This is a genomic window from Frankia sp. Allo2 (assembly GCF_000733325.1).
GTDB lineage: Bacteria > Actinomycetota > Actinomycetes > Frankiales > Frankiaceae > Frankia > Frankia casuarinae.
In genome coordinates this window covers 1-25,638 of record NZ_JPHT01000034.1, presented here as the reverse complement: position 1 = coordinate 25,638, position 25,638 = coordinate 1, and the positions used below count along the sequence as shown (strand labels likewise).

Annotated in this window: 21 protein-coding genes and 2 pseudogenes; 13 read left to right on the top strand and 10 right to left on the bottom strand. The window is 67.8% G+C overall.

Annotation, left to right across the window (positions count from 1 at the left end):
- Positions 1-697: 697 nt before the first annotated feature.
- The 6 genes from ALLO2_RS18490 (at position 698) to ALLO2_RS18465 (ending at position 7,916) form a co-directional block, all read left to right on the top strand.
- Positions 698-1,729 (top strand): replication-relaxation family protein, encoded by a 1,032-nt coding sequence (locus ALLO2_RS18490; protein WP_035733770.1) that lies wholly within the window; start codon positions 698-700, stop codon positions 1,727-1,729.
- Between the two features lie 297 nt (positions 1,730-2,026).
- The gene (locus ALLO2_RS18485; protein WP_011436223.1) at positions 2,027-2,536 is read left to right on the top strand and encodes a hypothetical protein; all 510 of its coding nucleotides are present in this window, start codon (positions 2,027-2,029) and stop codon (positions 2,534-2,536) included.
- Positions 2,537-2,923: 387 nt separating this feature from the next.
- Positions 2,924-3,841, top strand: coding sequence for a hypothetical protein (locus tag ALLO2_RS18480; protein WP_011436222.1), 918 nt, complete (start codon positions 2,924-2,926; stop codon positions 3,839-3,841).
- A 402-nt stretch (positions 3,842-4,243) separates the two neighbouring features.
- Positions 4,244-4,849, top strand: coding sequence for a hypothetical protein (locus tag ALLO2_RS18475; protein WP_035733805.1), 606 nt, complete (start codon positions 4,244-4,246; stop codon positions 4,847-4,849).
- On the top strand, positions 4,843-5,868 hold the full coding sequence (locus ALLO2_RS18470) for a hypothetical protein (protein ID WP_035733769.1): 1,026 nt from the start codon (positions 4,843-4,845) through the stop codon (positions 5,866-5,868). The genes ALLO2_RS18475 and ALLO2_RS18470 overlap by 7 nt, the downstream gene beginning before the upstream one ends.
- Before the next feature lie 1,253 nt (positions 5,869-7,121).
- Positions 7,122-7,916 (top strand): hypothetical protein, encoded by a 795-nt coding sequence (locus ALLO2_RS18465; RefSeq protein ID WP_011436219.1) that lies wholly within the window; start codon positions 7,122-7,124, stop codon positions 7,914-7,916.
- A gap of 273 nt (positions 7,917-8,189) precedes the next feature.
- Here ALLO2_RS18465 and ALLO2_RS18460 read toward each other — a convergent pair whose 3' ends face one another.
- The 3 genes from ALLO2_RS18460 to ALLO2_RS27455 form a co-directional block, all read right to left on the bottom strand.
- On the bottom strand, positions 8,190-8,399 hold the full coding sequence (locus ALLO2_RS18460; protein ID WP_011436218.1) for a DUF397 domain-containing protein: 210 nt from the start codon (positions 8,397-8,399) through the stop codon (positions 8,190-8,192).
- Entirely contained in the window at positions 8,383-9,261 is an 879-nt protein-coding gene (locus tag ALLO2_RS18455; RefSeq protein WP_011436217.1) for a helix-turn-helix transcriptional regulator, read from the bottom strand. Before ALLO2_RS18455 ends, ALLO2_RS18460 begins: the two co-directional genes overlap by 17 nt.
- 201 nt (positions 9,262-9,462) lie before the next feature.
- Positions 9,463-9,822, bottom strand: coding sequence for a hypothetical protein (locus ALLO2_RS27455; protein ID WP_070982510.1), 360 nt, complete (start codon positions 9,820-9,822; stop codon positions 9,463-9,465).
- On the opposite strand from ALLO2_RS27455, the gene ALLO2_RS23545 reads away from it, so the two are divergent.
- Complete coding sequence (locus tag ALLO2_RS23545; RefSeq protein ID WP_232235195.1) at positions 9,704-10,249, top strand: ATP-binding protein; 546 nt, start codon at positions 9,704-9,706, stop codon at positions 10,247-10,249. The two genes, ALLO2_RS27455 and ALLO2_RS23545, sit on opposite strands and share 119 nt — an antisense overlap.
- Positions 10,250-10,349: 100 nt before the next feature.
- Here ALLO2_RS23545 and ALLO2_RS24870 read toward each other — a convergent pair.
- Positions 10,350-10,890, bottom strand: a pseudogene (locus ALLO2_RS24870) (IS6 family transposase); the annotation flags it as partial.
- 559 nt (positions 10,891-11,449) lie between these two features.
- Between ALLO2_RS24870 and ALLO2_RS18440 the strand changes: the two are divergent.
- The 5 genes from ALLO2_RS18440 to ALLO2_RS18420 all read left to right on the top strand — a co-directional run bounded on the left by ALLO2_RS18440 (position 11,450) and on the right by ALLO2_RS18420 (position 17,641).
- Positions 11,450-13,138, top strand: coding sequence for a radical SAM protein (locus tag ALLO2_RS18440; RefSeq protein WP_023841612.1), 1,689 nt, complete (start codon positions 11,450-11,452; stop codon positions 13,136-13,138).
- Between the two features lie 6 nt (positions 13,139-13,144).
- Positions 13,145-14,230: a sulfotransferase gene (locus ALLO2_RS18435; protein ID WP_369808180.1), complete on the top strand. Its 1,086-nt coding sequence runs from the start codon at positions 13,145-13,147 to the stop codon at positions 14,228-14,230.
- 14 nt (positions 14,231-14,244) lie between these two features.
- Complete coding sequence (locus tag ALLO2_RS18430) at positions 14,245-15,042, top strand: class I SAM-dependent methyltransferase (protein WP_198031037.1); 798 nt, start codon at positions 14,245-14,247, stop codon at positions 15,040-15,042.
- Positions 15,043-15,167: 125 nt separating this feature from the next.
- Entirely contained in the window at positions 15,168-16,631 is a 1,464-nt protein-coding gene (locus tag ALLO2_RS18425) for an MFS transporter (protein WP_084588487.1), read from the top strand.
- A 134-nt stretch (positions 16,632-16,765) separates the two neighbouring features.
- Positions 16,766-17,641, top strand: coding sequence for a phosphotransferase (locus ALLO2_RS18420; RefSeq protein ID WP_035733766.1), 876 nt, complete (start codon positions 16,766-16,768; stop codon positions 17,639-17,641).
- Between the two features lie 224 nt (positions 17,642-17,865).
- Here the strand turns inward: ALLO2_RS18420 and add are convergent, their stop codons facing one another.
- From add to ALLO2_RS18390, 6 genes are all read right to left on the bottom strand, one after another.
- Entirely contained in the window at positions 17,866-18,819 is a 954-nt protein-coding gene (gene add, locus ALLO2_RS18415) for an adenosine deaminase (RefSeq protein WP_035733765.1), read from the bottom strand.
- 398 nt (positions 18,820-19,217) lie between these two features.
- Positions 19,218-20,405, bottom strand: a complete 1,188-nt coding sequence (locus ALLO2_RS18410) for a cytochrome P450 (protein WP_051875387.1) — start codon at positions 20,403-20,405, stop codon at positions 19,218-19,220.
- Between the two features lie 45 nt (positions 20,406-20,450).
- Positions 20,451-21,764, bottom strand: a complete 1,314-nt coding sequence (locus ALLO2_RS18405) for an MFS transporter (RefSeq protein WP_011436206.1) — start codon at positions 21,762-21,764, stop codon at positions 20,451-20,453.
- A gap of 48 nt (positions 21,765-21,812) precedes the next feature.
- Positions 21,813-22,925 (bottom strand): LacI family DNA-binding transcriptional regulator, encoded by a 1,113-nt coding sequence (locus tag ALLO2_RS18400; RefSeq protein WP_084588486.1) that lies wholly within the window; start codon positions 22,923-22,925, stop codon positions 21,813-21,815.
- 461 nt (positions 22,926-23,386) lie between these two features.
- A complete protein-coding gene (locus tag ALLO2_RS18395; protein ID WP_011436204.1) occupies positions 23,387-23,800 on the bottom strand; it encodes a DUF6027 family protein in 414 nt (137 codons plus the stop codon).
- Positions 23,790-24,977, bottom strand: a complete 1,188-nt coding sequence (locus tag ALLO2_RS18390) for a sulfatase (RefSeq protein WP_011436203.1) — start codon at positions 24,975-24,977, stop codon at positions 23,790-23,792. Before ALLO2_RS18390 ends, ALLO2_RS18395 begins: the two co-directional genes overlap by 11 nt.
- Before the next feature lie 349 nt (positions 24,978-25,326).
- Between ALLO2_RS18390 and ALLO2_RS18385 the strand changes: the two are divergent.
- A pseudogene (locus ALLO2_RS18385) lies at positions 25,327-25,638 on the top strand (transposase); the annotation flags it as partial.

Below are 25,638 nucleotides of genomic sequence, written 5' to 3'. Positions count from 1 at the left end.
CGGGCCGGACGAAGCAGCTCGCGTCCTCCAGGCCGACAACCTCGTCACGGCAACACCACGTGCGTCACATCCTCGAACTCCGCTGAGGCGCGACAGCGGGCGGCCCCGGTTGTCGAACACCCAGCCCCACCGGAGACGTGATTCGGGTCACAGCAAGTGAGGGGCTTTCGTTCTGGATTGTCGGACATGTGGCGATCGTGCTGCCCCTACCCACCGGACCCCCCGTCCGTGCGCCAAAGGAAGAGCCGCGTGACGTCGGCGATCAAGGGTGATGTCGCAGGTCAGAGGCTATCCGCTCCCTACCCGACAGGTCCCGGATTCGCGCTATGGACACGGTTTTCTGGGAGGCGGTGAGGTGGGCGCGGCGGGGTAACGGGTGGCCGGTTGGATTAAGCGACGATTCGGGTTAGCTTTTGTGGATCGTGTCATGTAACTGGTGCGCGGGGCCGTTTGAGCATCGGCGTTCGCTCGGTGCTGTCCCGGGCTGCCATGGACGTCGGAGCGTGCCCGTCGGACATCGGCACGGCACGATGCTTGCCGCGCTGCTTCGAGGGCGTGCGCAGCGGTGGGCGTCCGACGGAATGCCGCGACTGTCTGCGCCTTCCGGCCTCACGCGCCGTCCCGCTGCTCGGGTTCCGGGCTGCCGTCGTTCTCGTCGCCGTCGCCTGCACCGTCCTGGGTTGGGAGCCGCCACCGTATGATCACGAATCCTCCGCAGCAGCGTCATGTCGGCCGCCGTACCTACGCCCGGCCCTCCGCTCGCACGGTGACCGGAGGCGACCATCAGCTCTGGCTGGTTCGCCATCTCACTGCCCGGGACCGGTGGCTCGCCCGGATGGTCGGGGAGCATCGGGTACTGACCACCCATCAGATCACCCGGCTTGGCTGGACGTCGCAGCGCTCGGCGAACATCCGCCTGCTGGGGCTCTACCGGTGGCGGGTCCTCGACCGCTTTCAACCGCTGGTGTCCCGCGGCCTGGCGCCCATGCACTACATTCTCGACGTCGCCGGGGCGGCGGTCCTGGCCCACGAGGACGACCTGGACCCGAAGAAGATCGGCTATCAGCATGACCGGGCGAAGGGCATCGCCCACTCCCTGCATCTCGCGCACCGTGTCGTGGTCAACGAGATGTTCACCCACCTCGTCCACCACGCCCGCCAGCCCGACAGCGCCGCCCGGCTGACCGCCTGGTGGTCGCAGGAGCGCTGTGCCTTCGCGTTCGGGGACATCGTGCGGCCCGACGCCTACGGCCGCTGGGCCGAGCGCGGTGTCACGCTCGACTGGTTCCTCGAACTCGACCAGGGCACCGAAGCGACGCGTCGCCTCGCCGTGAAGCTCCTCGACTACCACAAGCTCGCGACCACCACCCGGATCACCACGCCGGTGCTGTTCTGGTTTCCCNCCNCCCGCCGCGAGGTCGCTGCCCGCAAAGCGCTGGCGCCCACGCTCCGTGGACTCGGCCAGCCGGCCCTCGTACCCGTGGCCACCACCGCCGCGGACCTCACCGCGACCGACGACCACCTCGACCCCACGCTCGCCCGCTGGCTTCCCCTGGGCCCGACCGGGCCTGGTCGCCTCAGCCTGCGTCACCTCGGCCAGTTCTGGCCCAACCGTCTCGCCGCCAGCGGCACGGACGCCGTCGCCAGCCCTCCGACCCGCGAGGGGCGGCTGCNCCCGCCACCGCCGATGCCCCCGACCGGTGTGGACGGGCAGTACAACGCCGCCTGACCGCCCCCACGCTCGCCGACGGTCCCGCCCTCGTGCCCACCCCCCGGCATGCGGCGGGACCGTCGCTGTTTCCGGCACCATCGGCCGCGGCACCTCACCTCACGTCTTCTCGGCGCGGCCCGGACGGTCGGGGCCGTGCACGGCCCGCATAGAGGTGAAGGGGCGGCACCGCCACCGGCCGGCGCGCGCGGCGTGTCCAGCCGAGGCGGACGGTCGGGACCGGCCCGCACCCGCATAGCAGGCAGGGACCGGACTCGGACCCTGCCGCGACCGTCACCGGAGANGACAACAAAGCCCATGAACACCCACACCTGGACCCTGATCGAGGACATCACCGCCCGCGTGCAACGCGCCGTCCGCGCCGGCGACCAGCCCGCGATCCTCGGACTCCACGGCACACGGAACCTGATCGTCAGCGACTACGACTACCTCTGCAGCTGGGCCACCGCCCTCGCCTTCGAGATCCGCGCCGCGGCCCAGGCCCAGAGCAACGCCACCCACCGGTGGGTCCTCGCCGTTCCCCAGGTCTGGTACGACGACGGCGAGATCATCCAGGCCCGGCCGCTGCACACCGCACCCGTCCAAGCCGACGAGCAGGAGGCGATCACCTGGATGAGCTGCGACGACACCGACGGCGTCGACTACGGCCGCGTCCCGTTCACCCGCCGACCCAACGGCGAACCGGTCTTCGACGACCCCGAGTACTTCACCAGCCCCGTCCACTCGCTCCAGCGCACCCCCGGCGCCGCGCTGCACCGCCTTCTGACCGCCAACATCCCCGACCTCGCCTCCCATCTGCCGACGTGATCGCTGACCGGTCGCCTGAACGTCCCGCGGCGCGCTGCTTGGGGTCCGCGTCGCCCGCGGAGGAAGGCACTCGCCTCGGGATCGCCCAGAGTCCGCTGTCCGCTTCCGTGAAGTCCGGGTCCGGACTCGGTCCGGCCAGGGGCCGAAACCGGATCCACACCGCGTGGGACCGGGCCGGAGACGAACCGGACGCCGTACCGACCGTGGGCCGCAGGGCGAGCGCAGGGCAGGGGACGACAAGCCTTCCTGGCCCACCAACGGCTGACCTGCCGCGCTGTGACACGGGCACAGGCTGCCAGCGATCACTGGCCGAAAAAGATCAGCTGTGCCAGCTGCTCACGCTGGCCCGTGTCATCCCCTACCAGGGATCAGGAGGAGACGACAACCATGACTGTCGAAGGCGGGCGCGACAACGTCGGTTGTCGCGTGGACGATGACGCGCGCACGGCCGCGCTCGGCGCGTTGGCCGAGGCCCGGGAACGGGCGCGGTCCATCGAGACGGAGATCCGGACGCTCGCGGCACGGGCGGCGGCCGAGGGGGCGTCCTACGGCGATATCGGCCGCGCCCTCGGGATCACACGGCAAGGAGCCCGCAAGCGATTCCCCCGGCTCGTGGACGCCCGACAGCCCGCGACACCGCGGGTCGTCGGGGAGGAGCTGGAGGGCACGGGGAGCCCGGCTGGCCGCCCGTCGCCTGAGGTGTCGAAGCCAACGGCCTCCGACTCGACAACTCGGGTTGTCGAGCCTGCGGTGAGGCGGGAGGGGAGCGCGGTAGCCCGGCACTCCGGCGGCGCTGAGGAGAGACTGGATCTAGCCCCGACCGAACCCGCCGCGCCGGAGATCGTCTCGGACCAGGCGACAACCATGGTTGTCATCTCGGAGGAGCCGCCCCCGTCGCCGTTCTCCGACCCACAGGAGAGGGCCGCCGCGCCTTCCGCCGCGGCCCGGCCTCGTACGGCGCGTTCGCCGCGTGCGCGGACGACGCCGCCGTTGTCGGAGATGGATCAGGCGTTGGCCACTGCGGCGGGACTGACTGAGGACAGCGAGTACATCCTGGAACGGACCGGCAGCGGCTACCGCGTCCTGGTCGACGGCGTGCTGTGCGGCACCCTGCGCCCCGTCTATACGGGCATGGTCAGGAACCGGCCGCGCGGCTGGCTTCCCCAGGCACCAGGACACACCTCGGTCTTCCCTCCCGCACGCCACTACCCAACCCGCGACGAGGCCGTGTCCCATCTCCTCACCGACCTACGCCACCAGGCTGCCGAACGTCGACGAGCCCGCCGCCGCAGAGCCCACCGCTGACCCCTCCGTGCGCTCGCCATCCCCGACGCGCCCTNCCGCAGCCGCTCGCTCACGCTCACGGCTTCGGGCCGCAAACGCCCCCACCGAGCTGCGGATGGGACACGGAGCTGGCGCCGATCACCGACAACCGCAGATGTCACGCCCGAGCCGACCACGGCCAACGGCAGCGACCTGGAGGCCCCTTTCTCCCGCTGCCAGCGGTGAATGGTCCGTTCTGATGGCTCCTCCTGGTCCCTGGGCACCAGTCGCTCGCTGGCTAGAAAGGGTCAAATCATGCTGGCGTGCCGTACTGACTGAAAAGTTGGTACGAACGGTTCGAAGNCCGGCGGAGCAGGCTAGGAGAAGAGACGGTCCGCGGCGTAGAGGTGACGGACCGGCATCAGTCGATGCGAGGTGGACGCTGTGGCTTCTCCGTCCGCGACCGGCCGTCGCCACCATCTGGCCCGTCACACGGCCGCCAGCGCGCTGCTGGCTGTCACGATGGCCGTTGCGGCGTGCAGTTCGGGTAAGGACACGGGGCCGGAACCGGTGGCGCCCTCGACCGGTCCGGCAGCTCCTTCGCGGCTGACCGCGTCGCCGTCGCCGACGTCGCCGGCGGATCTCGCCGGTCAGCGGGCGGTCGCTGCGTATGANGGGTTGTGGCACGCGATCGCCGAGGCCAGCCACACCTCGAACTGGCGGTCCGCGGACCTCGCGCGTTACTCCTCCGGATCGGCGTTGCAGGTCGCCTCCGGGGGCCTGTACGCCGATCACTACAACGGGCTGGTGTCGCGCGGCGCGCCGGTACTGCATCCGAAGGTCACCTCGGTCAGCCCCACCCAGGCACCGACGACGGTGATGCTGTTCGACTGCGCGGACAGCGCGAACTGGCTGCGCTACCGCACCGCCGGCCCGTCGTTCACCGACGACCCCGGCGGCCGGCGGGCGGTCACCTCCGAGGTTCGGCTGCACCAGGACGGATCATGGAAGGTCACCCGGTACGCGGTCGAACCGGTCGGGTCATGCTGACCCGCAGCGTCCTCATCGGCGCCTGCCTGCTGGGCTTCCTCGCGACCACAGCACCCGCCTTCGCCGACAGCTACGCCNCCGCGGACTGCGCGCAGANCCCCCNCCCCGGCTGCGAGGTAAGCGCCGGCACGAACGGCACCGCGCCCACNCCNCCCCGCCGTGACGTCCGGCCCGGGCCGCCGGGCGGCACCTCGACCGGCCGCGGCGGCGGGGAGAAGAGCGCACGTCCGCCCGGTGACCTCTCACTCGACCCCTCGGAACTCGCGGGCTGCGCCTACACGCGCAGCGACTTCCAGCCCGAGGGCGACCCGATCCGGCCGGTAGCCTTCCGCCCAGCTCCACAGGGCAGCCGACCGCGCGTNGTCGCCGCCCTGGACCGCCTCGGCGCGCCACAGGTGCAACCCGTCGCCACCGCGGCAGACGGGCAGCCCGGAGCCTGGTACGTATACCAGTGCCAGGGCGACGGATGGCACGACGCGCTCTACCGGCCACCGGTATGGATCGCGGACGGGCAGGCCGGCCCCACAGCCACCGCACCCGACCCGGCCACCCTCGCCGAGCAGGCCCGCAACCAACTGCGCCTCCAAGGCCCCGCCATCGCCTTCAGCCCAACCAGACGGCAGCTCGTGCGACTACCAACCTGGATGTGGCTCGACCCCGCCAGCTGGCGACCCGTCTCCGCCACCGCCGCCGCCGGCGGAGTCTCGGTGCAAGCGGTCGCCACCCCCGCGCAGGTCGTATGGTCCATGGGCGACGGCACCGACGTGCGCTGCACCGGCCCCGGCACCCCCTACCAGCCCACCGTCGACCCGACGGCCGCCTCCCCCGACTGCGGCCACACCTACACCACCGACTCCGAAGACGAACCCGGCGGCGTCTTCCCCGTGTCCGCCACCGTCACCTGGAACGTCACCTGGGCCGGCGGCGGCCAGAACGGCACCTTCAACGGGCTCACCACCATCTCCACCGCCCAGGTCAGCGTCATCTCCGTGCCCGCACTGACCACCGGCGGAGGCTGACCACCAACCGCGACCCCTGCCCATCGGGGCAGCGAGTAGCGTGGGCAGCAGCCCATCGAGAATAAGAAACCGACCCTCAAACAATGCGACAAATCCGAAATCGCATATCCGAGAGTGAAATCGGAATCGGTGAGCAGGTCCCGCAGCAGCGGCAGCCCAAGCCGCCAGCGAGACACGTACCAGCCAGATGCCATACTCAAGGTAGGAACTCCACTGCCCGCGCAGCGCCCCTACCCGGTCGCCGCCGCTCATCTTTCCCGCATCCCGTGATAGGGACAGCTCGCAAGTAAACGCCCCGGGCCCTGCTGCCCACCGAGGCGACGTTCCCGCGGACACTGCCAGCATGGGCAGGTACCGGAACGCCGGCCCGCGTGCCCAGCGAGACATCCAACCTGGTCAGCGCGCTACTNAAGGTGGNCCCGNCCCCCGCCGCTCCTGCGCAGTGCTCGCTTTCGTCGCGCTGCCCATCTGGCCCTTCCCCGCAGCCGTTGTGGGGATCGGCTGAGAATGAGCAGCCGGACCTGGGAGTTCGCGTCTATCTGAGCAGCGCTCCGAGGTGCGCGGCCGGGATACTTAAGCAGCGGATCGCCGGCTGCGGCAGTGCCCAGCGAACTGCCAGCGAGGCGTTTGCCCTGGTCAGCGCGCTACTCAAGTAGACCTGACCACCGCTGCTCATGCGGTCCGCATCTTCGGTGGCCGCTGCTCATCTATACCTGGCCCCTTCAGCCCGACCAGCACCCCGACGGTGGGCCCGTCCGTCAGCCAATCCGGTCGCCTGCTTGAGCCGCTACCCCCCACTCGCACGCTGGTGCAGGTCAGCGGCCTGCTGGCAGTACCAGAACACAGCCCGACTTTAGCTCCTCGGAGCTTTGTTAATAATCGATGGACCCTGTGGGGACTGGCCGTTCGCTGGCGGCGGTCGACTGGAATTCCGGGCACTACCGGCACGCCCTCCCGAATAGAAGACTTCCCCGCAAAGGAATCCCTCCATCCCTCCCGCTTTTCTATACATCTTCCATTCTACGATTTCACGCCTTCCGCCCTCTTCTGCTATTCGTCCGATTCTTATTTCGCCCTCCCCGTAGGCGTGATGGGTGCATCTTTGTCGACGAAAAATGGACGCGCGATGCCTGGGAAATTCCAGAAAAGATGGTCTGGGGATATTGATTTCTCGGTACCGGTGGGGGATTATTAGTTATCGGCGCGTTGCGCCCGGCGCGCGACGCCAATTCACCCTTCTGTGGAGTCTTTCCATGTCGCATGTCTTCTTTTCCCGTGAGATTCCGTCGACCGTTCCCGGTGAGGCCGCCACCCGCGAGGACATGGCGCGCGTCACCCAAGCCGACTGGGAGGCCATCGTCGGTCACGCCCGCCGCTACTGCCGGAAGCTCGACGCGTCCCGCTCCCGCAAGCGGGCCGACCGCAGCGCCACCATCAGCCGCAACGGCTACGCCCCCTATGGCACGGACGACGTGTCCGACGACGTCGCCCACGACGCCGTCCTGATCTACGCGCGTAGGCTCGGTGTGATCGTCCGGGACTGCGTCGTCGCGTCCGTCAATGTCGCCACCCGAGAGCCCGACCGCTGGCAGTACCAGCCCCAGGACGGGGAGATGTTCATCGTTGACCGTGGCACCGTCCGTGCGTGGGCGGTCAAGTCCGCCGCCCAGCGCAACGGCTACCGTCCCCCACGCCGCGAGACCAGCGCGGGAGAGATCGAGTCGCAGGCGCATCACCTCGCGGCGGTGACGTTCCTCGCTGGCGTCTCCGATGTCGTGTTCGCGGCGGCATGGGGAGACGGACGCGACTTCCCGACGCTGCGGAGGATCATGGCTGTCGCTCGCCGCGCTGAAGATCTTGGACGTACCGGCGTGTTCGCCATCGTCGCCCAGCAGATCTACGGCGGAAAGTACGGATCACGCCGCGCTGTGATCAAGGTTCGGGATGCCGCACTCGCGGAAGCACGCGAACTCACCTCGCGCTGCGACACGATCCGAGACGCTCTCACCTATCAGGACCGGCATCGGCGCATCAGCAACGACGACTGACCGCGCCACCTGGAGCCTCCGAGCCCACGGCTCGGAGGCTCCACCCATGTCCGGTCACCTTGTAGGCCGATGCGACGCCTGGTCCCGTCAAGCCGTCCCGCCTGATCATCGAAGACGGGAGACCGGCGGTGTCCCGATCGGTGTAGCGCAGATCACGCCGGGCTGAGCACGGCGCACAGAAGCGGTCGGCGTCGGGAGACGAAGACCGGGCGGAAGGCGCCCGTCTCACCCACGGCGCACGACTGGGAGATCAGCAACGCNGCTACGTCGCTGTCAGGAACCGAACTCGCCATCGCGTGCGCCAGCGAGGAACGCCGTCCACTCTGCCGCCGTGAACACGAGGACGGGCCCGCCGGGGTCCTTGGAGTCCCGGACCGCACGGCCACCGTCGGGCAGCTCGGCGACTTCGACGCAGGCCCCGCCGTTGCCGTTGCTATGGCTGCTCTTGCGCCAGTGCAACTGGGTGTCACGGGTTGTGGTCATCGTCAACACCTTCCATCGCGTCGACGATCAGGCGGCGTGATGCGTCCTCATCGTGGGCTGATGCCCGCAGCCTATCCATCCGTTCCCGGTACTGACTGACGTCCGCCGGGCGATCAAGGTACAGGCTGCCGGTCGCCTGATCGATGTAGACGATCTCCGGTGTGTTGTCCCCGTCGGGGAAGCCCAGCAGGATGAACGATCCACCCATGCCCGCGTGGGCCCCGAGACGGAACGGCAGCACCTGGATAGTGATCTCGGGACGGCGGGACATCTCGATCAGGTGGGCGAGTTGGGCACGTGTCACCGTGGGCCCACCGACCACACGGCGGACCGCGGCTTCGTCCAGGATCGCCCAGAGCTGCGGCGGTGGGTCGGCGGCCAGCGCCTTCTGACGACCGAGGCGGAGATCCACGGCACGATCGATCTCCGCATCAGCCAGCAGCGGCGTGGCGGCCTGCATCACCGCGCGGGCGTAGTCGGCGGTCTGGAGTAGCCCGGGAACGAGCAACATCTCGAATGTCGCGATGTGGCTCGCCTCGGCTTCGAGCCCGACATACACCTCGAACCAGCGCGGAACCACATCCCCGTAGGTGTGCCACCAGCCCTGCTGCCGGGTCTCCTTGGCCAGCGCGAGGACCGCCTCACGTCGGGCGTCGTCGGTGATGCCGTAGGCGTGCAGAAGATCACTGACGTCGATCGCCCGGAACGAGACGAGCCCGTTCTCCATCCGGCTGATCTTCGCCTCCGACCCGCGGATCGCCTTGGCCGCCTCGGCGGCGGTGAGCCCGGCCGCTTCGCGCAGGCGGCGCAGCTCGACCCCGAGCCTGCGTCGTCGAACCGTTGGCCCCGATCGTGCCGCCACGACCCCTCCACTCCGCCTTGCCCCGCTGGCGCCACAGTCTGGCACCGCTGCGTGCGTCGCCGCCCACACAGGACCACAACAAGTCCGAACGGACTTCCGATCGTACTTGCATCCGGAAGTCCACAGGCCCATCATCGGCTTGCCAGGGGGACGATCCGCGCAGATCAGGTCACGCAGGCCGCATCAGCGCGGGCACGTCCTTCACACCGTCCGCTGTCCCCGCCGGATGCACCGCCGCCAGGCCAGGCCCGGCGGGGTCAGCGTCACCAACCGCAACGACAGGCGGGGATGAGCTTGTGTGGTGCCGTAGACAGCCAGAGGCGACACGGCCAGGGCCGCGGGCATGAGCGGTGACCCGACGCCCATTGTCCGGGTGGCCGTGGCGCACTTCCCACCCACCGACGCCGCCGTGACCGACGTGCGCACGAGCACGGTTCGCACGCTGACCGCATGGTTCGTGAGCCGCGCCGCAGTCTCGATCACCGAAGCCGTCGCCTGTGAACTGGCGTCCAATGCCGTCAAGGCCAGCCACCCGCGCGACGTGGTGGCGATACGGCTCACCGCCGCGAGCGGACACGTGCTCGTCGAAGTGTGGGATAGCAGCGAGGTGGGTCCGCAGCTCACCAGCCCCGACGCCTTCGACGAGCACGGACGCGGTCTCACCCTTGTCGATGCGCTGAGCACCCGATGGGGATGGTTCCGGGCGCGTACCGGCGGAAAGGTCGTCTGGGCGCAGATTCCGGGTGGATTGCGCCCGACGACGGCCATCACGGCTCCGGTGATGCCGACACGAACGCCGGTGGCAGGGCCGCAACCGGTGGAACCGGTGGCCTACCGCACCGACCAGCAAACCCTGCGGCGGGTCGCGGACGCGCTGCGCGCTCTGGACCCCTGGCAGCACCCCCGCCGACCCGAGGCGGTCACCTCTGGCCAGCACCTCGCAGCCCAGAGAAGGAAGCGGGGATCAGGCCTGCGGACCGTCCCATGAGCAGTGATGGAAGACATCCGCGGCGGCCTGCGGGCCACGGGATGATCCACCTGGAGATCGCCAGCGAGCTTGACCAGCGATACCCGTTCCGTCCCGCGCGGCGATCGCATCGGCTGTAGTCGTGCCGTGATCCGGCCGTGGTCGGCCTCGATCGGATTGTTCGCGTACTGGTCGTCGATGTGAGGAGCGGCAGGGAGCTGTTCGTCGAGGACTCGTGGGGAGNAGGCGGCCCGGTCGGTGGTCACCTCGACGGGCCGCCGGCCGTGGGACAGGGCGCGGGTAAAGAACCGGCGGGCCGCGGCGAGATCCCGCTTCTCGCCGGCCACCACGTCGATGACCTGGCCGACCTGGTCGACGGCCCGGTACAGACAGGTCCATCGTCCGGCGACCTTCACCGACGTTTCGTCGACGAACCAACGATCATCCGGTGTGTGCCGGCATGGCCGGGCCGCGTCGATCAGCAGCGGGGTGAACCGGCGCACCCACCGGTAGACCGTGACGTGATCAATCTCGAGGCCGCGTTCGGCGAGGAGTTCCGCCACGTCGCGGTACGACAGGGCGAACCGCAGGTACCAGCGGACCGCCAGGGTGATCACCTCGGGTGGGAACCGGAACCCGGCGCACTCCGACGTCGGAACCAGTTGTCACCAGTGGACGGACACGACGTCGACGCATCACTCGATCACGACCGATCGGCGGTCGCGGACAGCGGACTCCGCCGATGCACCAGAGCCCCCNCGGGTCGTTCGCAACCTCGCCGATGGCCGGTGGTTCTGCCAGACAGGCGCAGCGGCGGGCGACTGTTTTCAGGAAGCTGCGACCCGGCGGCCCATGGCACCTTTGGGTGAGGGCCAGCCTGGTGTGGGAACTGTCGTGAACAGTCGAGGGCCATGCCGTATCTGTTACCTCCTGGCCTCGGCGCATCGACGCTGCCACCTGCCCCGACACTTCGCCGCGGCGCACCAGGAAACATTTTATGATCTGCTTGAAAGCAACTTCATTCGAGTGTCGCGCGGGCGGTCTGGCACTAGTTATTCCGGGTGGTTTCGGTTTTCCTGTCGTGACCTATTGGGCTGCGGTGTTACGATTGGGATATCGGTCATCCGGCGCCCGTCGACGACTAGCGCCATGCACCTGGTAGTCGGCCGAATCGTATTCCGGTGGCCACGCCGATATCACTTCTTCAGGGAGGACACTGCAATGGCACGTAAGTCCCTGGCACTTGAGCTCTATACCAACGCCGACGACACCGTCGACCACCGCTACATGGCTCAGATGCGAGAGCAGGATTCTACTCCGGTGGCGACGAACCCATCGCTGCCTCGCTTCACACTGGTCGTCGGCCCCTCTCCTTTCAGTATGCCGCGTGGGTGGGAGTTCTTCCTCACCTCCCCGTACGAGGGCGCCAGCTACATCTCCACTGTCCTGCACAACGCGGGCTATCCGGTGCGCATTATCGACGTGCGGTACTCGCTGGACCCGCTAAACGAGGCCTACAATGCCATCGTCGGACAGACCGACGTGCTGGGCGTGTGCACATTCGAGGACAACTTCCCCTTTTGTCGCGAGCTTATGGCTAAGATGAAGGAAGCAGAACCGGACGTGCCGATCATCTGCGGCGGCTCGCTGGTCACCTCGGTGCCGCACGTGTTCATGAACGACACCGCCTGCGACATCGCAGTGATCAGCGAAGGCGAGATCACAATCCTGGAGCTGATGGAGAGCTACGCGGCGGGTCGTTGGGAGCGCGACCTGCCCAGTATCCGTGGGATCTGCTACCGCACCAAGGAGGGTGAGGTCAAGCGGACGCCTGCTCGGGGTCAAATGATGGATCTCGACGCGCTGCCCAGGATGCGGCTGGAGCTGTGGCCGCAGTCTCAGGGTCACAATGGCCTCCAGCCTCAGATCATCTCCTCCTACAGCCGCGGCTGCAAGATGGACTGCTCCTTCTGCTATCGCACCACTCCGCAAGTACGGGCCAAATCCCCGGAAAAGATGGATCGGGACATGGCTTGGCTGAAGACTCGCTATGGCATTGACTTCTGCTTCTTTGTCGATCTGACCTTCAGCTCGCACCGCGGCCAGACCATCGAGATGTGCGACGTCATCAAGCCATACAACATCGGCTGGACGTGCCTGACGCGGTGTGCGGACATGGACAAGCCAAGGGCCGATGCCATGCGTGATTCGGGCGCCGATATCATCCTCTACGGCGTGGAGTCGCTGGGCAAGGACGTGCTCCGTGAGGCCCGCAAGGGCAGCAGCGAGAACCTGACTATCCGGGCGATGAACACCACCTTCGACGCTGGCGTGCGCTTCGGGTCCCTGCTCATCGTCGGACTGGCCAACGAGAGCGAGGAATCGCTGAGACACATGGTGGAGTTCGCCGAGACCTACAACCATGTCACCCGAGTCAAGTACCTGTCGGCCATGCCGGGAACCACGGTCTACCAACAGGCCATCGCCTCCGGTCTTATCCGCTCCGAGATTGACCACCTGAATTGGCTCTCGACCGAGCAGGCGCTGTATGAGGACGAGTTTCTCAACGTCAGTGGCCTGCCCGAGCAGGTCTGCCGCGATGCCTACAAGCGCATCTATGACTCCTACGAGCCGGGGCCGGTGATGAACTTCAAGCACTTCCCCGAGAACTTCCAGTACTTTCATCCGCAGCCCGACGACGGCCTGGAGCGGTCGACGTCATACGCGGGCCGCAACTGGCGGCGGGAGTTCAGCTCTGCGGCAGGCCCGTTGGCCCCCGGCTCGGAGCGATTCACCCTGGACAGGTGCGCCAGCCCGGATGTGGCCGCCCTGGGTAGTAGCCTGATCCCCAGCGGGGCCGCGCGGATGGTTAAGGCCGCCCCGGCGCATGTCGCGGCCGCATCGGCTTGAGCGGCGGTGGTTGTGGTGAGCGCCGCCGTTCCACCACCTGGGTCGGCGCGCCCTGTCCTGATTATTGGTACTGAGCGATCCGGGTCGAATCTTCTGCGGCTCATGCTCGACGCACACCCCGCCATCGCGGNCCCGCNCCCGCCGCACCTGATGAGGTACCTGGCCCCGCTGGCAGCGTCCTACGGAGACCTCGGTGTTGCGGCCAACCGCACACGGCTGGCCCGCGACGCGCTGCGGATCGTGCGTGCTCACCTGCATCCTTGGCCGCATCCGGTAGATCTCGCACGCGTGGTCCGCGAGTCCGACGCCTCCACGTTCGGCGTTGTAGCCGCGATCTACGAACAGTACCGCGAGGCCGAGGACAAGCCGCGGTGGGGGTGCAAGAGCACGTTCATGGTCGACCACATCGACGAGGTGCTACGCCGCTATCCCGACGCCCGGTTCGTCTGGCTGGTCCGGGATCCCCTAGACGTCGCTGCCTCGGCCAAGCGTGCGGTCTTCGGCCCAAGCATGCCCTATCGGATGGCCCGGCTATGGCTACGCGAGCAGCGGTGCGCGGACGCGGCGCTGGCGCGGCACGGGCCCGCGGTGGTATACCTGCTTCGCTACGAGGACTTGGTGACCGAGCCAGAGGGCGCGTTGAACGAACTCTGCTCCTTTCTCGGCGAGCCCATGCATGCCGGGATGTTGCACCATCATCTCACATCGGGGGCGCGTCGGATCGGCGCGCTCGCCGAGTCTTGGAGACGGGCCGCGCAGCCGGTCGGCGCCGACCGGATCGGCGCGCACCGCACCGGCCTGACCGCCGCCGAGCGTAGGCAGGTGGCTGCGGTGGCTGCACCGCTGGCCCGGCGGCTGGGCTACGACCATGGCTCGGACGCCGACGCCGCGCCGGAGGAGGTGGCGCCTTCGATGGTCGCCATGGCGCTGCGCTCGGCTGGACTGCGCACCGTGATCGAGGTGCGTTCGTTGTGCCGGGACCGTAACTACACCCGTAGGCTCCGGCGCGACGCGACGGTGCGCTCGCTGCGGCTGACAGCGTGGGCGCGCACCCGGGTGCCAATGGAACTGCCCCAGTTGAGAACCCGGTGATGAATGGGAGACGCGTGAAAATCAACAGGCTGGAGCTCGGCCGGGAAGGGACCGGGATCGACCGTGAAAACGTCGTCGGCCACTTCAGTGCCCGCGCTCGCACCTATGACATGTCCAGTTCCTGGTGTACCGACGACGAGCTAGGCGCAGTGATCGTGCGTGTCGCCAATGCGGGTCCGACCGACCGCGTGCTGGACGTTGCCTGCGGGACCGGATTGGTATCGCGACTGTTTCACGGCAGGGTTGGCGCAGTCATCGGGGTCGATATCACCGAGGACATGGCTGCTCAGGCCCGGCCACACCTCGACGAGCTGGTCATCAGCCCTGCGGAGGAACTGCCCTGGCCCAATGCCAGCTTCGACGTCGTGGTGTGCAGGCAGGGCGTGCAGTTCATGCGCCTGCCCGATGCGGTGCGCGAGATGGTGCGGGTACTGCGGCCGGGCGGGCGGCTCATACTGATCAACCTGTGTGCCTACGGACCGGACGACCGCGACGAATACTTCGAGGTGCTGCGTCTGCGCAATCCGGTACGGCGCCACTTTTTCCTACCCGAGGACATGGCGAAGCTGGTTGCCAGCTCGGGGTGCACCGATCTGCGGACCGAGCGGNATGTCTCGATCGAGGACGTCGATGTCTGGTCGGACAACGGCGCTATCGACGAGTCCGCCCGAGAGGCCATCCGCGAGGTGTACCGCTCTGCCTCGCCTGAGTTCAGCCGCCTGCACTCGGTGCACCAGCGAAACGGCCTGTTTGTCGATCACATGCTCTTCGTGATCGCCTCCGGCTGCAAACCTGGCGGTGACGTTGCATGACCGCGGTAAACGCTTCATCTGCCGGCTGACCCTGGAAGCCGCCGCGTTCGCCGGCCTGCCTGGGCCTCGGTAGCCCACCGAGGCCCAGTGTCAGGCAATCTTTATCCAATCAGGAATCGGGTGAAATGGTTAATAAGAGGGGGAGTCGGGCGATTCGCGGCGGGCGCGACCTTGACGCTGATAAATCCAGCCCGACTGGTGCGCTCCTTCTGCTGAACATCCAACACCTGCTGATCGCGATGGACTTCACCGTCGTCTTCGTGGCGCTGCCAACAATGGGGGACGACCTCGGTCTCACTGATCGTGGGCTGACCTACGTCACCGCGACTTACGGGCTGGCCTTCGCTGCGTTCCTGCTGTTGGGTGGCCGAGCCGCGGACGTGTTCGGGCGGCGCCGGGTGCTCTTGGTGGGACTCGCGCTATTCGTCGTCGCCTCGGTAGTCGCGGTGTCAGGCTCGGCCGCCGCGTTGCTGGTTGGCCGCAGCATGCAGGGTGCCGCCGCGGGCCTCATCACCCCGGCCGCCCAAGCCTTGGTCGTCACGCGATACCCCGAGGGGAAACAGCGTACGAGGGCGCTGAGTTGGTGGGGTGTCACCGGTGCGGGCGGCCTGGCCCTGGGGGGACCGGCCGCAGGGGTACTGACCTGGGCACTGGACTGGCGGGCTGTCCTGCTGGTCAATGTCCCGATTGGGTTGCTGTGCTTGGTCTTGGCGCCACGGCTGATCGCCGTCGACGCGACCAGGGAGACCGAGGCTGGGCCCCGGTTCCGTCTTCCCGCGGTCCTAACGGCAGGCGCGGCGATGGGTCTTCTGGTATGGACGGTCGCCGAGGGTCCGGTCTCTGCCGCTGCGGATACCCTGGTCCGGGCAACGGCCGTAGTGGTGCTACTGGGAGCATTCGTGCTTATGGAGCGGCGGAGCACAGATCGGCTGATGCACCGCGATATCTTGCGCGTCCGTCCGGTGGCTGTCGCCGNCCTGATGTCGGTGTTTTTCGGTGCCGCCCTCGGAGGGCAGTTCTTCGCTATCACCCTGTATCTGCAGGCAGTGAGCGGAATGTCCGCGCTCGTCGCCGGACTGATGTTTATTCCGGTTACGCTTTTCATGGTCGTAGGCAACAAGGTCGGAGTCCTGCTGATCGCTAGAATCGGCCCCATCCGCAGCCTGCCTGTCGGGCTGGCAATTGCTGCGGTGGCCGAGGTGGCGATGGCGTTCTTGCCCACCGGTGGTGGCGTGCCGTTGCTGGTTCCCGCGATGATCCTGCTCGGTCTGGGCCAGGGCATCGCGTTCGTCGCGATCACCGTTGCTGCCACGGCCACCGTCGCAGCTGAGCGGCAGGGTGTTGCGTCCGGACTACTCAACGTTGGCATGAACATTGGGCAGTCGATCGGTCCCGCCGTGCTCGCCGCGATTGTCACCTGGCGGTCCACTGCCGCCCTCGACGGCGGGGCGGGCCAGGCCGAGGCGAACAACCAGGGTTTGCACGGCGCTTTTCTGGCCATCGCCGCGATCGTGGTCGTGGGACTGCTGGTGTGCGGGGTGCTGCTGCGGTCGGGACCGGGCCGAGTCGAATCGGTCCACGCAGGCTGATGCCGGCGGACGTGCCCGGGGGTGCCGTCACCGTGTGATCGGTTCGTCTGGCTATGCAGCACCGACGCTGCAGGTTGCCCCACGTCACTTCATCCAGATGCGGGTGGCTGACTCATGGTCAGTATGATGCCGTCGTGGAACTCAGTTTGGCCGATGCCGAGCGGCTGCGTCGGATCTTGGGTGATCGTGTGGTTGCCGCCCGCGCGATCACCGACAGAGGCTACACCCCGAACCGTCGTTGGGTCGTCGAGCTGGCCGGGGGCCGTTCTGTCTTCGTCAAGCAGGCGGTCAATGAGGAGACAGGGGCCTGGCTACGTACCGAGCACGCGGTCTACTCCTCACTGGGTGGGTCGTTCCTGCCTGAATCGCTAGGGTGGGNCGACGACGGCGCGACTCCGATGCTGGTGCTGGAGAACCTCTCCGACGGCGAGTGGCCGCCGCCGTGGACTCCCGAGGCGATCGAGGCAGTGCAGACAAGCCTGGCCGAGCTGCACCGGGTGCCCGCCCCCGCCGACCTGCCGGCTATCGAGGCCAGCCCCTACTGCCAGCAGGGCTGGCGGCTGGTCGCAGAAGACCCCGGCCCTTTCCTCTCGCTCGGCCTGTGCACGCACGGCTGGCTGGACCGGGCGCTGCCTGCTCTGCTCGGCGCGGCCGACAGCCAGACGCTCGCCGGGCGTTCCACCCTCCATCTCGACGTACGCAGCGACAACGTCTTCCTACGCAAAGGCCGNGCGGTCCTGTTCGACTGGAACCACGCCGCCATCGGCAATCCTGAGTTTGACATCGCGTTTTGGCTGCCGAGCCTGCGTGCCGAGGGCGGTCCGCTACCCGAGCGGGTCGTAGCCGACCTCGACCCGGCTATGGCCGCGCACGTGGCGGGTTTCTTCGCCGCGCGCGCAGGCCAGCCGCCTATCCCCGACGCACCGGGGGTCCGCGGCATCCAGCTGGTTCAGCTACGCATCGCCCTGCCCTGGGCCGCGCGTGTGCTGGGCCTGCCGGCTCTGACCTGACCTGCCGCGACCCGGTGCTCGCGGTGCCACTGCGGGCAGATGTTCGCCGACGGGTTTGTTCGGGGTGTGGAGAGCGACCTCTGGCGGCGGCGACACGGCTGGGCCGAGGCCCGCGTCTGGCAGCGTCTGCCTGGCACTGCTGCCCGAGCGCAACGTCGCCGGACAGATTGTCCTGTACCAGGCATTGGTCGACTCGTCACACATCCCCGCAGTGAGCAGGATGGTTATGAGACTTTCGGCCATGTCGGTAGCAGCGGACCGAAGGCGCCCTTGGCGGCGTTGCGGCATAGCAGTTCGGGTTCGTCATCGCTCCAGCCGAACTCCCGGGCGAGCGAATCCAGCTCGGCGGTGAGAGTGGTAGCAGCGGTGGTGCGCGCGTCGGTGTTGACCGTTGCGCGGATGTCCTCGTTCAGGAAACGCGCCACTGGATGTGCCGCCAGCGCGGGCACGGCCCGCGTCAGCACATTGGAGCGTGGACAAGTTTCCAGCACGATCTGATCCCGGCGCAGACGATCCAGTAGCGCCGCTTCCTCGACGCTGCGTACCCCATGCCCGATACGCCAGGCGCCGAGCACGTCCAACGCTTCCCACACGCTCTCGGGACCGACCGCCTCGCCCGCGTGAACGGTCACCGGGATACCTTGGCTGTGCGCCAGGTTGAATGCCTCGACGTGTCGCGCGCCAAGGACCCGCTCGTCGCCCGCCAGATCCAGACCAGCGACGACGTGCCGTAGCCGCGCGGCGGCGTCGGCGACCATGAGACTGATCTCCGGAGACTGCTGGCGTAGGCAACATACGATCAGCGCGGAGCCGACTCCATGTGCGCGCGTTCCCTCCGCCAAGCCGTCGGCCACCGCGATAATCGCATCGTCGATCGCCATGTCCGCGCGGGTGTGCAGCTGCGGAGCGAAGCGGGCTTCACCATAGTCGACCCCATCGGCGGCCCAGTCCGCGACCAGTTCAGCGGCGGTCCGGCGCAGCGCATCCGGGGTCTGCAGCACGTCCAGGGCAATGTCGATGTATGTCAGGAAGGAGGGCAGATCTCCCACGTCCTCCGGTGCGACGGCCAGACGCTCGATGGGCGCGACGAGGGTCAGTCGTGCTGCTGCGGCCATGTTGNCCAGTGTGTTCAGCCGGACCGAGCCGTCGAGATGGCAGTGCAGTTCGCACCGGTTCACGGCATCGGATCCGCGTTCCGAAAGCGACTGGTGGAAAATAGGCACCGAGGCCCTTCAGCCCTTCCTACCAGGGCCACGCAAGCGGAGTGGCCGCTTCGTTGTCGGTCAACGAGCACACGCCCTTCACCCACCCGCTCGTCCAGCGTCATCTGCGCATGAGCCTCTCCAGCCCGCACCCCAGTGTGATGCCTGGGGACGGCTATATTGATCGAACTGAAAAGGCGTGGCTTGAGCCAAATCCAGGTATGCATGGCGCCCTGCGAACCACCTGCGCGAGCAGCATGCGTCGCGCCAGAAGTGTTGTCGCCCGCGCACGCCGGCTATTCGAACACGGTGGCGGACGTCAGCGTGACCGCGGTCAGNGGCNAGTATCCGAATTGACCGTCACGTGGTGGGCGCTATCGGGACACCGATACCGGGAGTTTCACCGCAGACCGCAGACCCAAGCTGCTGGACCATTCCACCTGGCCTGCCAACTCCAGGTTCGGCGCCATGTCGATGATCGCCTCGATCGACTCGGTCATCTCCAGCCGGGCCAAGCCCGCGCCGATGCAGTAATGGCTGCCTTTGCCGAAGCCCAGGTGCGGATTGGGTGAACGGCCGACGTCCACCTCGTCCGGACGTTCAAACACACCAGGGTCGCGATTGGCGGCCAGCAGCATGAACAGTACCCGAGAGCCTTCGTGGAGGTGCTGCCCGGCCACGGTCATCGGCTCGGTCACCACTCTGGGCACGAGGGNGAATGGGGACTCGTAACGGATGAACTCCTCTATCGCGGTCGGGATCAGTGAGCGGTCGCGCTCCAGTCTCTGCATCTGGTCGGGGTGGGCGAGCAACGTGGCCACCGCGTTGGCGATCGCGGCCGAGATCGGGTCGCAGCCGCCGGTCATGAACTGCGCGAACGTGCCCACCACCGCGTGCGCGCCGACGTCGGCCACGGCCAGCATCGGCGAGTCGTCGCGGCCGGTGCGGCGATGTTCCTCCACCAGGTGGTAGACATAGTCGCACATCTGGTCGTAGGACTCCGCCGCAGCCATGGCCCGCGACGCATCCGGCTGCGGCGCACTGATGAAGTCGATGATGTGGTGCGACCAGCGGGAGCAGTTGTCCCACTCCTGCTCTGGAACACCGAGCACCTCCGAGANCACCGCCGTGGCCAGCGGTCTGGCGAAGTCGCTGTTGACGTCGACGACCTCCGCTCTGGCCCGGTCCAACAGTGACCGCGCCGCGGCGCGGACCGCCTCTTGGCGTTTCTGCACCGCTCTCGGGGTCAGCACGCGTTGCACCGACCCGCGCACAACGGTGTGGTAAGGCTCGTTGGAGAAGACCATCCAGCTTTCGTAGAATCGTTGCAGGTCGGCGAATTTCGCCAGGTCTTCGGCGGACAGTTGGGCCATGAATGACGTCGGGCCCTGTGAGGACAGCCGGTGGTCGTACAGGCCCATCTCGACGTCGGCGTGCCGAGTTACCAGCCACGCGCCGACGGCGTCATCCCAGTACATCCGTTGGTGTTCGCGGATCGCACGGAAGGAGGTGTGCCAGTCCCGCAGGGCGTCGGCATCACCGAGGTCGGGTAGGGTCGCCATGTGGATGTCCTCTCTCAGATCAGCAAAGGGGAGCGACGAGTGTGATTAGCTCACGGTAGCTACATGATCGCCTACGGGGGTGGTGGTGGATGGCATGAAAGGTTGGGGTGCCAGGGAAGTCGCGATCGCGGCGACGGTGGCGACACCGCAGAACAGCAGTGCGACATCGACGGTCATGCGCGTGCCGGAGGCAATCGCTGTGGCGGCCAACGGGAGGAAGCTGGCGACGGTGACACCAACTTGGTACGTCACCGCAAGCGCGGAGAATCGCCGGGTAGGCGGGAACAGCTCGGAGAGGAATGCCGCGAGATTACCATAGCAGCCGCCGTGCCCGATCGATATGGCCATGACGTAGATTGCGCTCACCGCGAGTAGGTTTCCACTGTCGAACCACAGCAGCGCCGGGACGGTGGTCGCTGCGGCGACCGCGTAACCGAACACCATCAATGGTTTGCGCCCGATCCGATCCGACAGTGTGGCGAACAGCGGTATCGAGAGACACTGCAACGCGGCGCTGATGACCAGTGCAGTCAGCGCGACATCGTGGCGACCACCTCCTGTGGCCACGGTGGACAGCAGGAAGACGCTGTAGAGCGAGACCGTGCTGCCCACTCCGAGCGCCGCCAGTAGCCCGCACAGCACGTGGCGCGGCTGCTCGCGCAGGACCTGTGCCACNGGTAGCCGCACCACCTCGCCCGCGGCCCTGGCCTGGCTGAACTCAGGGGTCTCGGCGATGCCCAGTCGCACGTACAGTCCGATGCCCACCAGCACCACAGAGGCCAGGAACGGGAGACGCCAGCCCCAGGACAGTAGCTCCTGCCTGGGCAGCTGGGCCAGCGCCGTCCAGGTGAGGGTGCTCAACGCGAGGCCGACCGGGAACCCCAGCAGCGGCCAGCTGCTGTACCATCCGCCCCGGCCCGGTGGGGCGTTCTCCACCGCCAGCAGCACCCCGCCGCCCCACTCGCCGCCGATGCCGATCCCCTGCAACACGCGCAGCACGATCAGCAGCGCGGGGGCCAGCACCCCGACCTGGTTGCTGGTAGGCAGCAGGCCGACGAGAAACGTGGCCATCCCCATCACGCCGAGAGTCAGCACCAGGATCGACTTGCGCCCGACCCGGTCGCCGAGGTGTCCGGCAAGCAGGCCACCGATTGGCCGGGCCAGAAAGCCGGCTGCGTAGGTCGCGAACACAGCCAGGATCTGGGCCTGAGGCGAGCTCTTAGGGAAGAACAGCGGCCCCAGTACCAGCGCCGACGCGGTGGAGTACAGGTAGAAGTCGTACCATTCGATGGCGCTGCCGATCATGCTCGTCAGCAGGATCCGTAGCGCCGACCGGTCCCGGTTATGGGGGGTCGGCAAATGTCTGCTCCTCAACATCGGGGACGGGTTCATGTGGGTGAGCCCGGATCAGACGTCCGTAGTGGACGTACTGGTCCGAGCGGGCGCCGGGGCGCACCCGCAGCTGAGACGCGGAACCAGCCGCACGCCGAAGACGGTTACCCGGGTGTCGCCCGGTCNGGGGTTCNGGGCCTCNTTTACCGCCATATCGGCGAAGCCCGCGATGTCTACCGCCACGGTCGACAACGGCGGCGCGGCGAACTCACCTTCCGGTAGCCCGTCCATGGCCAGCACGGCCAGGTCGTCGGGCACCCGCACCCCCGCAGCCCGCGCCGCAGCGAGCACCCCGTGCGCATGCTCCTCGGTGGTAGCGAAGATCGCGTCCGGCTGGTAGCTGCCCGCTATGGCCGCCAGCGTAGCGCGCATGGCCTCGGCACGGAGGAAGCCGCTGCGCAGCACCGAGGTGACGGGGGCGCCCGCAGCCCGCAGCGCGGCGGAGAACCCCCGCTCGCGGTCGGCCACCGGGGACTCCCGGTCCGGACCGCTCAGACACAGCGGCCTCTTACGGCCATGGCCGACCAGGTGCTCGGCGGCCAGCCAGCCCCCTCGGTAGTCGTCGCCGATGACCAGCGGCCCGTGGAAGCCGATGACTCGCTTGTGGAGCAGCACCACTCGGCAGTCCAGCATCGACAGGACGTGTCGGATCCCGGGGGTATCCGCGGAGTTGACTACGATGAGCGCGGCGGGGGAGAGCCGTGAGAATGCGTCAAGGTAGTGCTCTTCCGCGCTAGGGGAAAACGCCGTGTTGCCTACCAGCAACAGGTGTCCCCGGCGGGCCGCTGCCCGCTCGACCGCGTGGACTAACCGTGCGAAGAACGGGTTGGCTGCGTCGGGCACCACCAGCCCCAGCAGCATTACCCCGCGCATGCTCAGCCCTCGGGCCAGGGCGTTGGGCCGGTACCCCAGTTGCTCAATCGCAGCTAGCACTCTGGCCCTCGTGGCGCCCGCGACCGGTCGCGGGCCACCGTTGACCACGTAGCTGACCACTGCCGTCGAGGTGCCCGCCAACCGCGCCACGTCGTCGCGGGTGACCCGCCCGCCCGCCACCGGCTCACGCTCGCGCACAGTCGGGCCGGCCGGCAGCCGAGCGGCCAGTTCAGTGGCTTGAGTCCTGATCGTCATGGTTGCGCTGCTCTCGACAGGCTGCTACGACGCGGGGCGCGCACCTGCTCGACGACCGCCACCGGCAGCCGGCGGCGTTGCCGGACCACCCTCCAGCAGCGACTGAACCGGCTCGGGGGGCGCCTGCGGTCAGCGACCATTAGGCCCAACCAGGTCCGGGCCACCTGCGGGCGCGGGCCGTCGACCATTCCGCACCGCTCGCCGGCCACCCAGCCTGCGTCGTCCACCGCAGGCAGCGTGCCCGCCGCACGTTAGTCGGGTACGTGCCGCCCGAGTTCCGCGCGCAGCGCGGTGGGCAGCCGACGCTGATCGTCGAGGGCGAGGATGATCGTGTCCGGGGCCAGTCTACGACCGTCGAGCGAACCCGTAGAGCTGCAGCCGCGGGGTGCAGGTGAATGGCGCAACAGCGTGCCCCTGACGCTCCGCCGGCCNCCCTCGCCGCGGGTGGGAGCCCGCCNGCCTCACTCACCGGCCACCGGGTAGACCGTTGGATCGTCCAAGGGAACCTTGAGCCAGGAGAGCATCTGCCGCAGCTGATGGTAGGCGGCGAGCCGATGTTCGTCGGAGTCGGCCTCCTCGGCGGTGCGTACCGGCTCCCACATCCTGCGCACCATTGTGGGCCCCAGTTCCAGTAGCCCCGCGCTGCCGCCGGTGGCCCATCTCGCCAGCACGTAGCGCACCAGCGCGCCGACCGGGATCTCCAGCCTGCTCGCCAGGGTGCTCACCGTGGTCAGCGGTTCGAGCCGGGTGTAGTCGGCGACCTCGGCACGGAAGTTGGCATCCGGGTCTTCCGCGGACCACTCCCCGCGCCAGCGCAGCAGCCGTACCACCGGCACGCCCTCGGCGTCGGTCCACGAGGATGCGTCAAGACTCATCCGAACCCCTTCGCGGGGCCTGGCCGAAGAACCCGTAGGGCGAGCGTTCCGCCGGGTCGTTAACCAGATCGTAGAGCTCCACGTTCTCGGTTCCGCGTTCCCAGATGATCTTGTGGTCGGGTTTGCGGACCGCGGTGAGCGCCTTGAGGTGGCGCCAGCGCGGGTCTGCCTTGGCGAGTTCGAGCCGGTAGAACGTCTCGCAGTAGGCGGGCAGGTCCTCGGCGGTGGTGCCCGACTTCATCATTGGCACCAGCGACACCCCGTCGGTCTCCGGCGCGGGAACGTCCACTAGTTCCAGGATTGTGCTCATCACGTCGGCCAGCCGAACCTGGCTGTCCACCACAGTGCCCGGCGAGCCTGCCCACGACGCACGCACGATCAGCGGGACTCGTTGGGTCACGTCGAACAGCAGGGTGCCGTGCCCACGCTCCTCAGGATGGCCCAGCTCGCCCGCATGGTCGTCGGGGTACCAGCCGCCGAGGTCCTCGCCGTGGTCGGAGAACAGCACGACAGCGGTGTCCTCGAGGACAAGGCCGCGCTCGACCAGCCCGTCGAGCAGGTGTCCGACGCTGCGGTCCATGTAGGCGACTTCGCCCTCGTAAGGGTTGCGCACGGGAATGCCCACGTCCTCCGGTGGTTCATAGGGCCAGTGGGAGTCGAAATAGTGCGCGAACAGCAGCACCGGCCTCGGCCCTTGGCGCTCGAACCACCGCAACGCCCGTTCGGTGACCATCGGCGCCCGCTTCATCGCGGTGCCGCGCAGTTCGACGTCGACCACCCGCAGCGCGTCACCACCGTCGGCCAACGGGGGAACCCAATCGTCATAGTGGTCGAAGCCGCGGCCGAGACCGTACCAGGCGTTCATTCCAGGTGAGGCGACGACCGCGCCGGTGGCGTACCCCTGCTCTCGCAGCACCTCGGCGAGTGTCGTCACCTCAGAGTTCATCGATTCCTGGAACAGGTGTCGCACCCCGTGTACCGGTGGCTGCCTGCCCGACAGCACCGTGGCATGGCTGACCGGGGTTAACGGTGAAGAGGATATCGCCTGACTGAACATGACGCTGGACTCGCTGAGTCCGCGCAACGTCGGGAAGATTCCTGAGTATGCGACGTCGGCGCGCAGCGTGTCCAGGGAAATAAGCAGAACATTTTTGCGCGATGTGCTCTTTTGTGACATGCAGATGGAGTTCCCCTCGCGCGCCGAAGATGACCTCTCGCTCAGTCGAGTCTAGGGCGGTCGGCGCTCGGTAGCAAGGCCCAGGCCATATNTACGACTGACTCCCCTGTCTGTCGAGGCGCGCGTCCTTCATCGGCTGCGGGGAGCCGCTCGTGGTTGGCCTGGTAGACCTACATGAAGCTGCTTTCGAGCAGATCATAAATTGATCCCTGGTGGGTCGCGGGGAAGAGGATGGATCAGGTGGCAGTACCGATAACGAGACGGGCAGGTAACTAGAGTTTCGCAGTTTTCTTGATCCAGATCAGTGTCTGGCAACGGCTGGATAATTTTCCCGATTGCTTTCGGGTGGATGATTCCCTGGTGCCTGCCGGTGGTATCGCGGTGCGTGGCGGAGGGGTGGAAGGCCAGCGCGAGGGGCTGGTGGCGGGAGCATCAGCGTTTCCTGTACCAACCCGAAAGTTGGACGCCGATGCTCCCGGACGTGACGATACCGGTTTCTCTGGCGGTGCTGCTGGAGGGTTTCCGGCCGTGTTTCACCGCGCCGTCGTTCCGGACGTTCCGGGCGCTCGTCGTGGGGATGCTCGCCACCGGCGGGCGGCGCACGGTGTGCGGGATGCTCGTCGGCGCGGGCCTGTCCACGCTGTGGCCGCACGACCGGGCG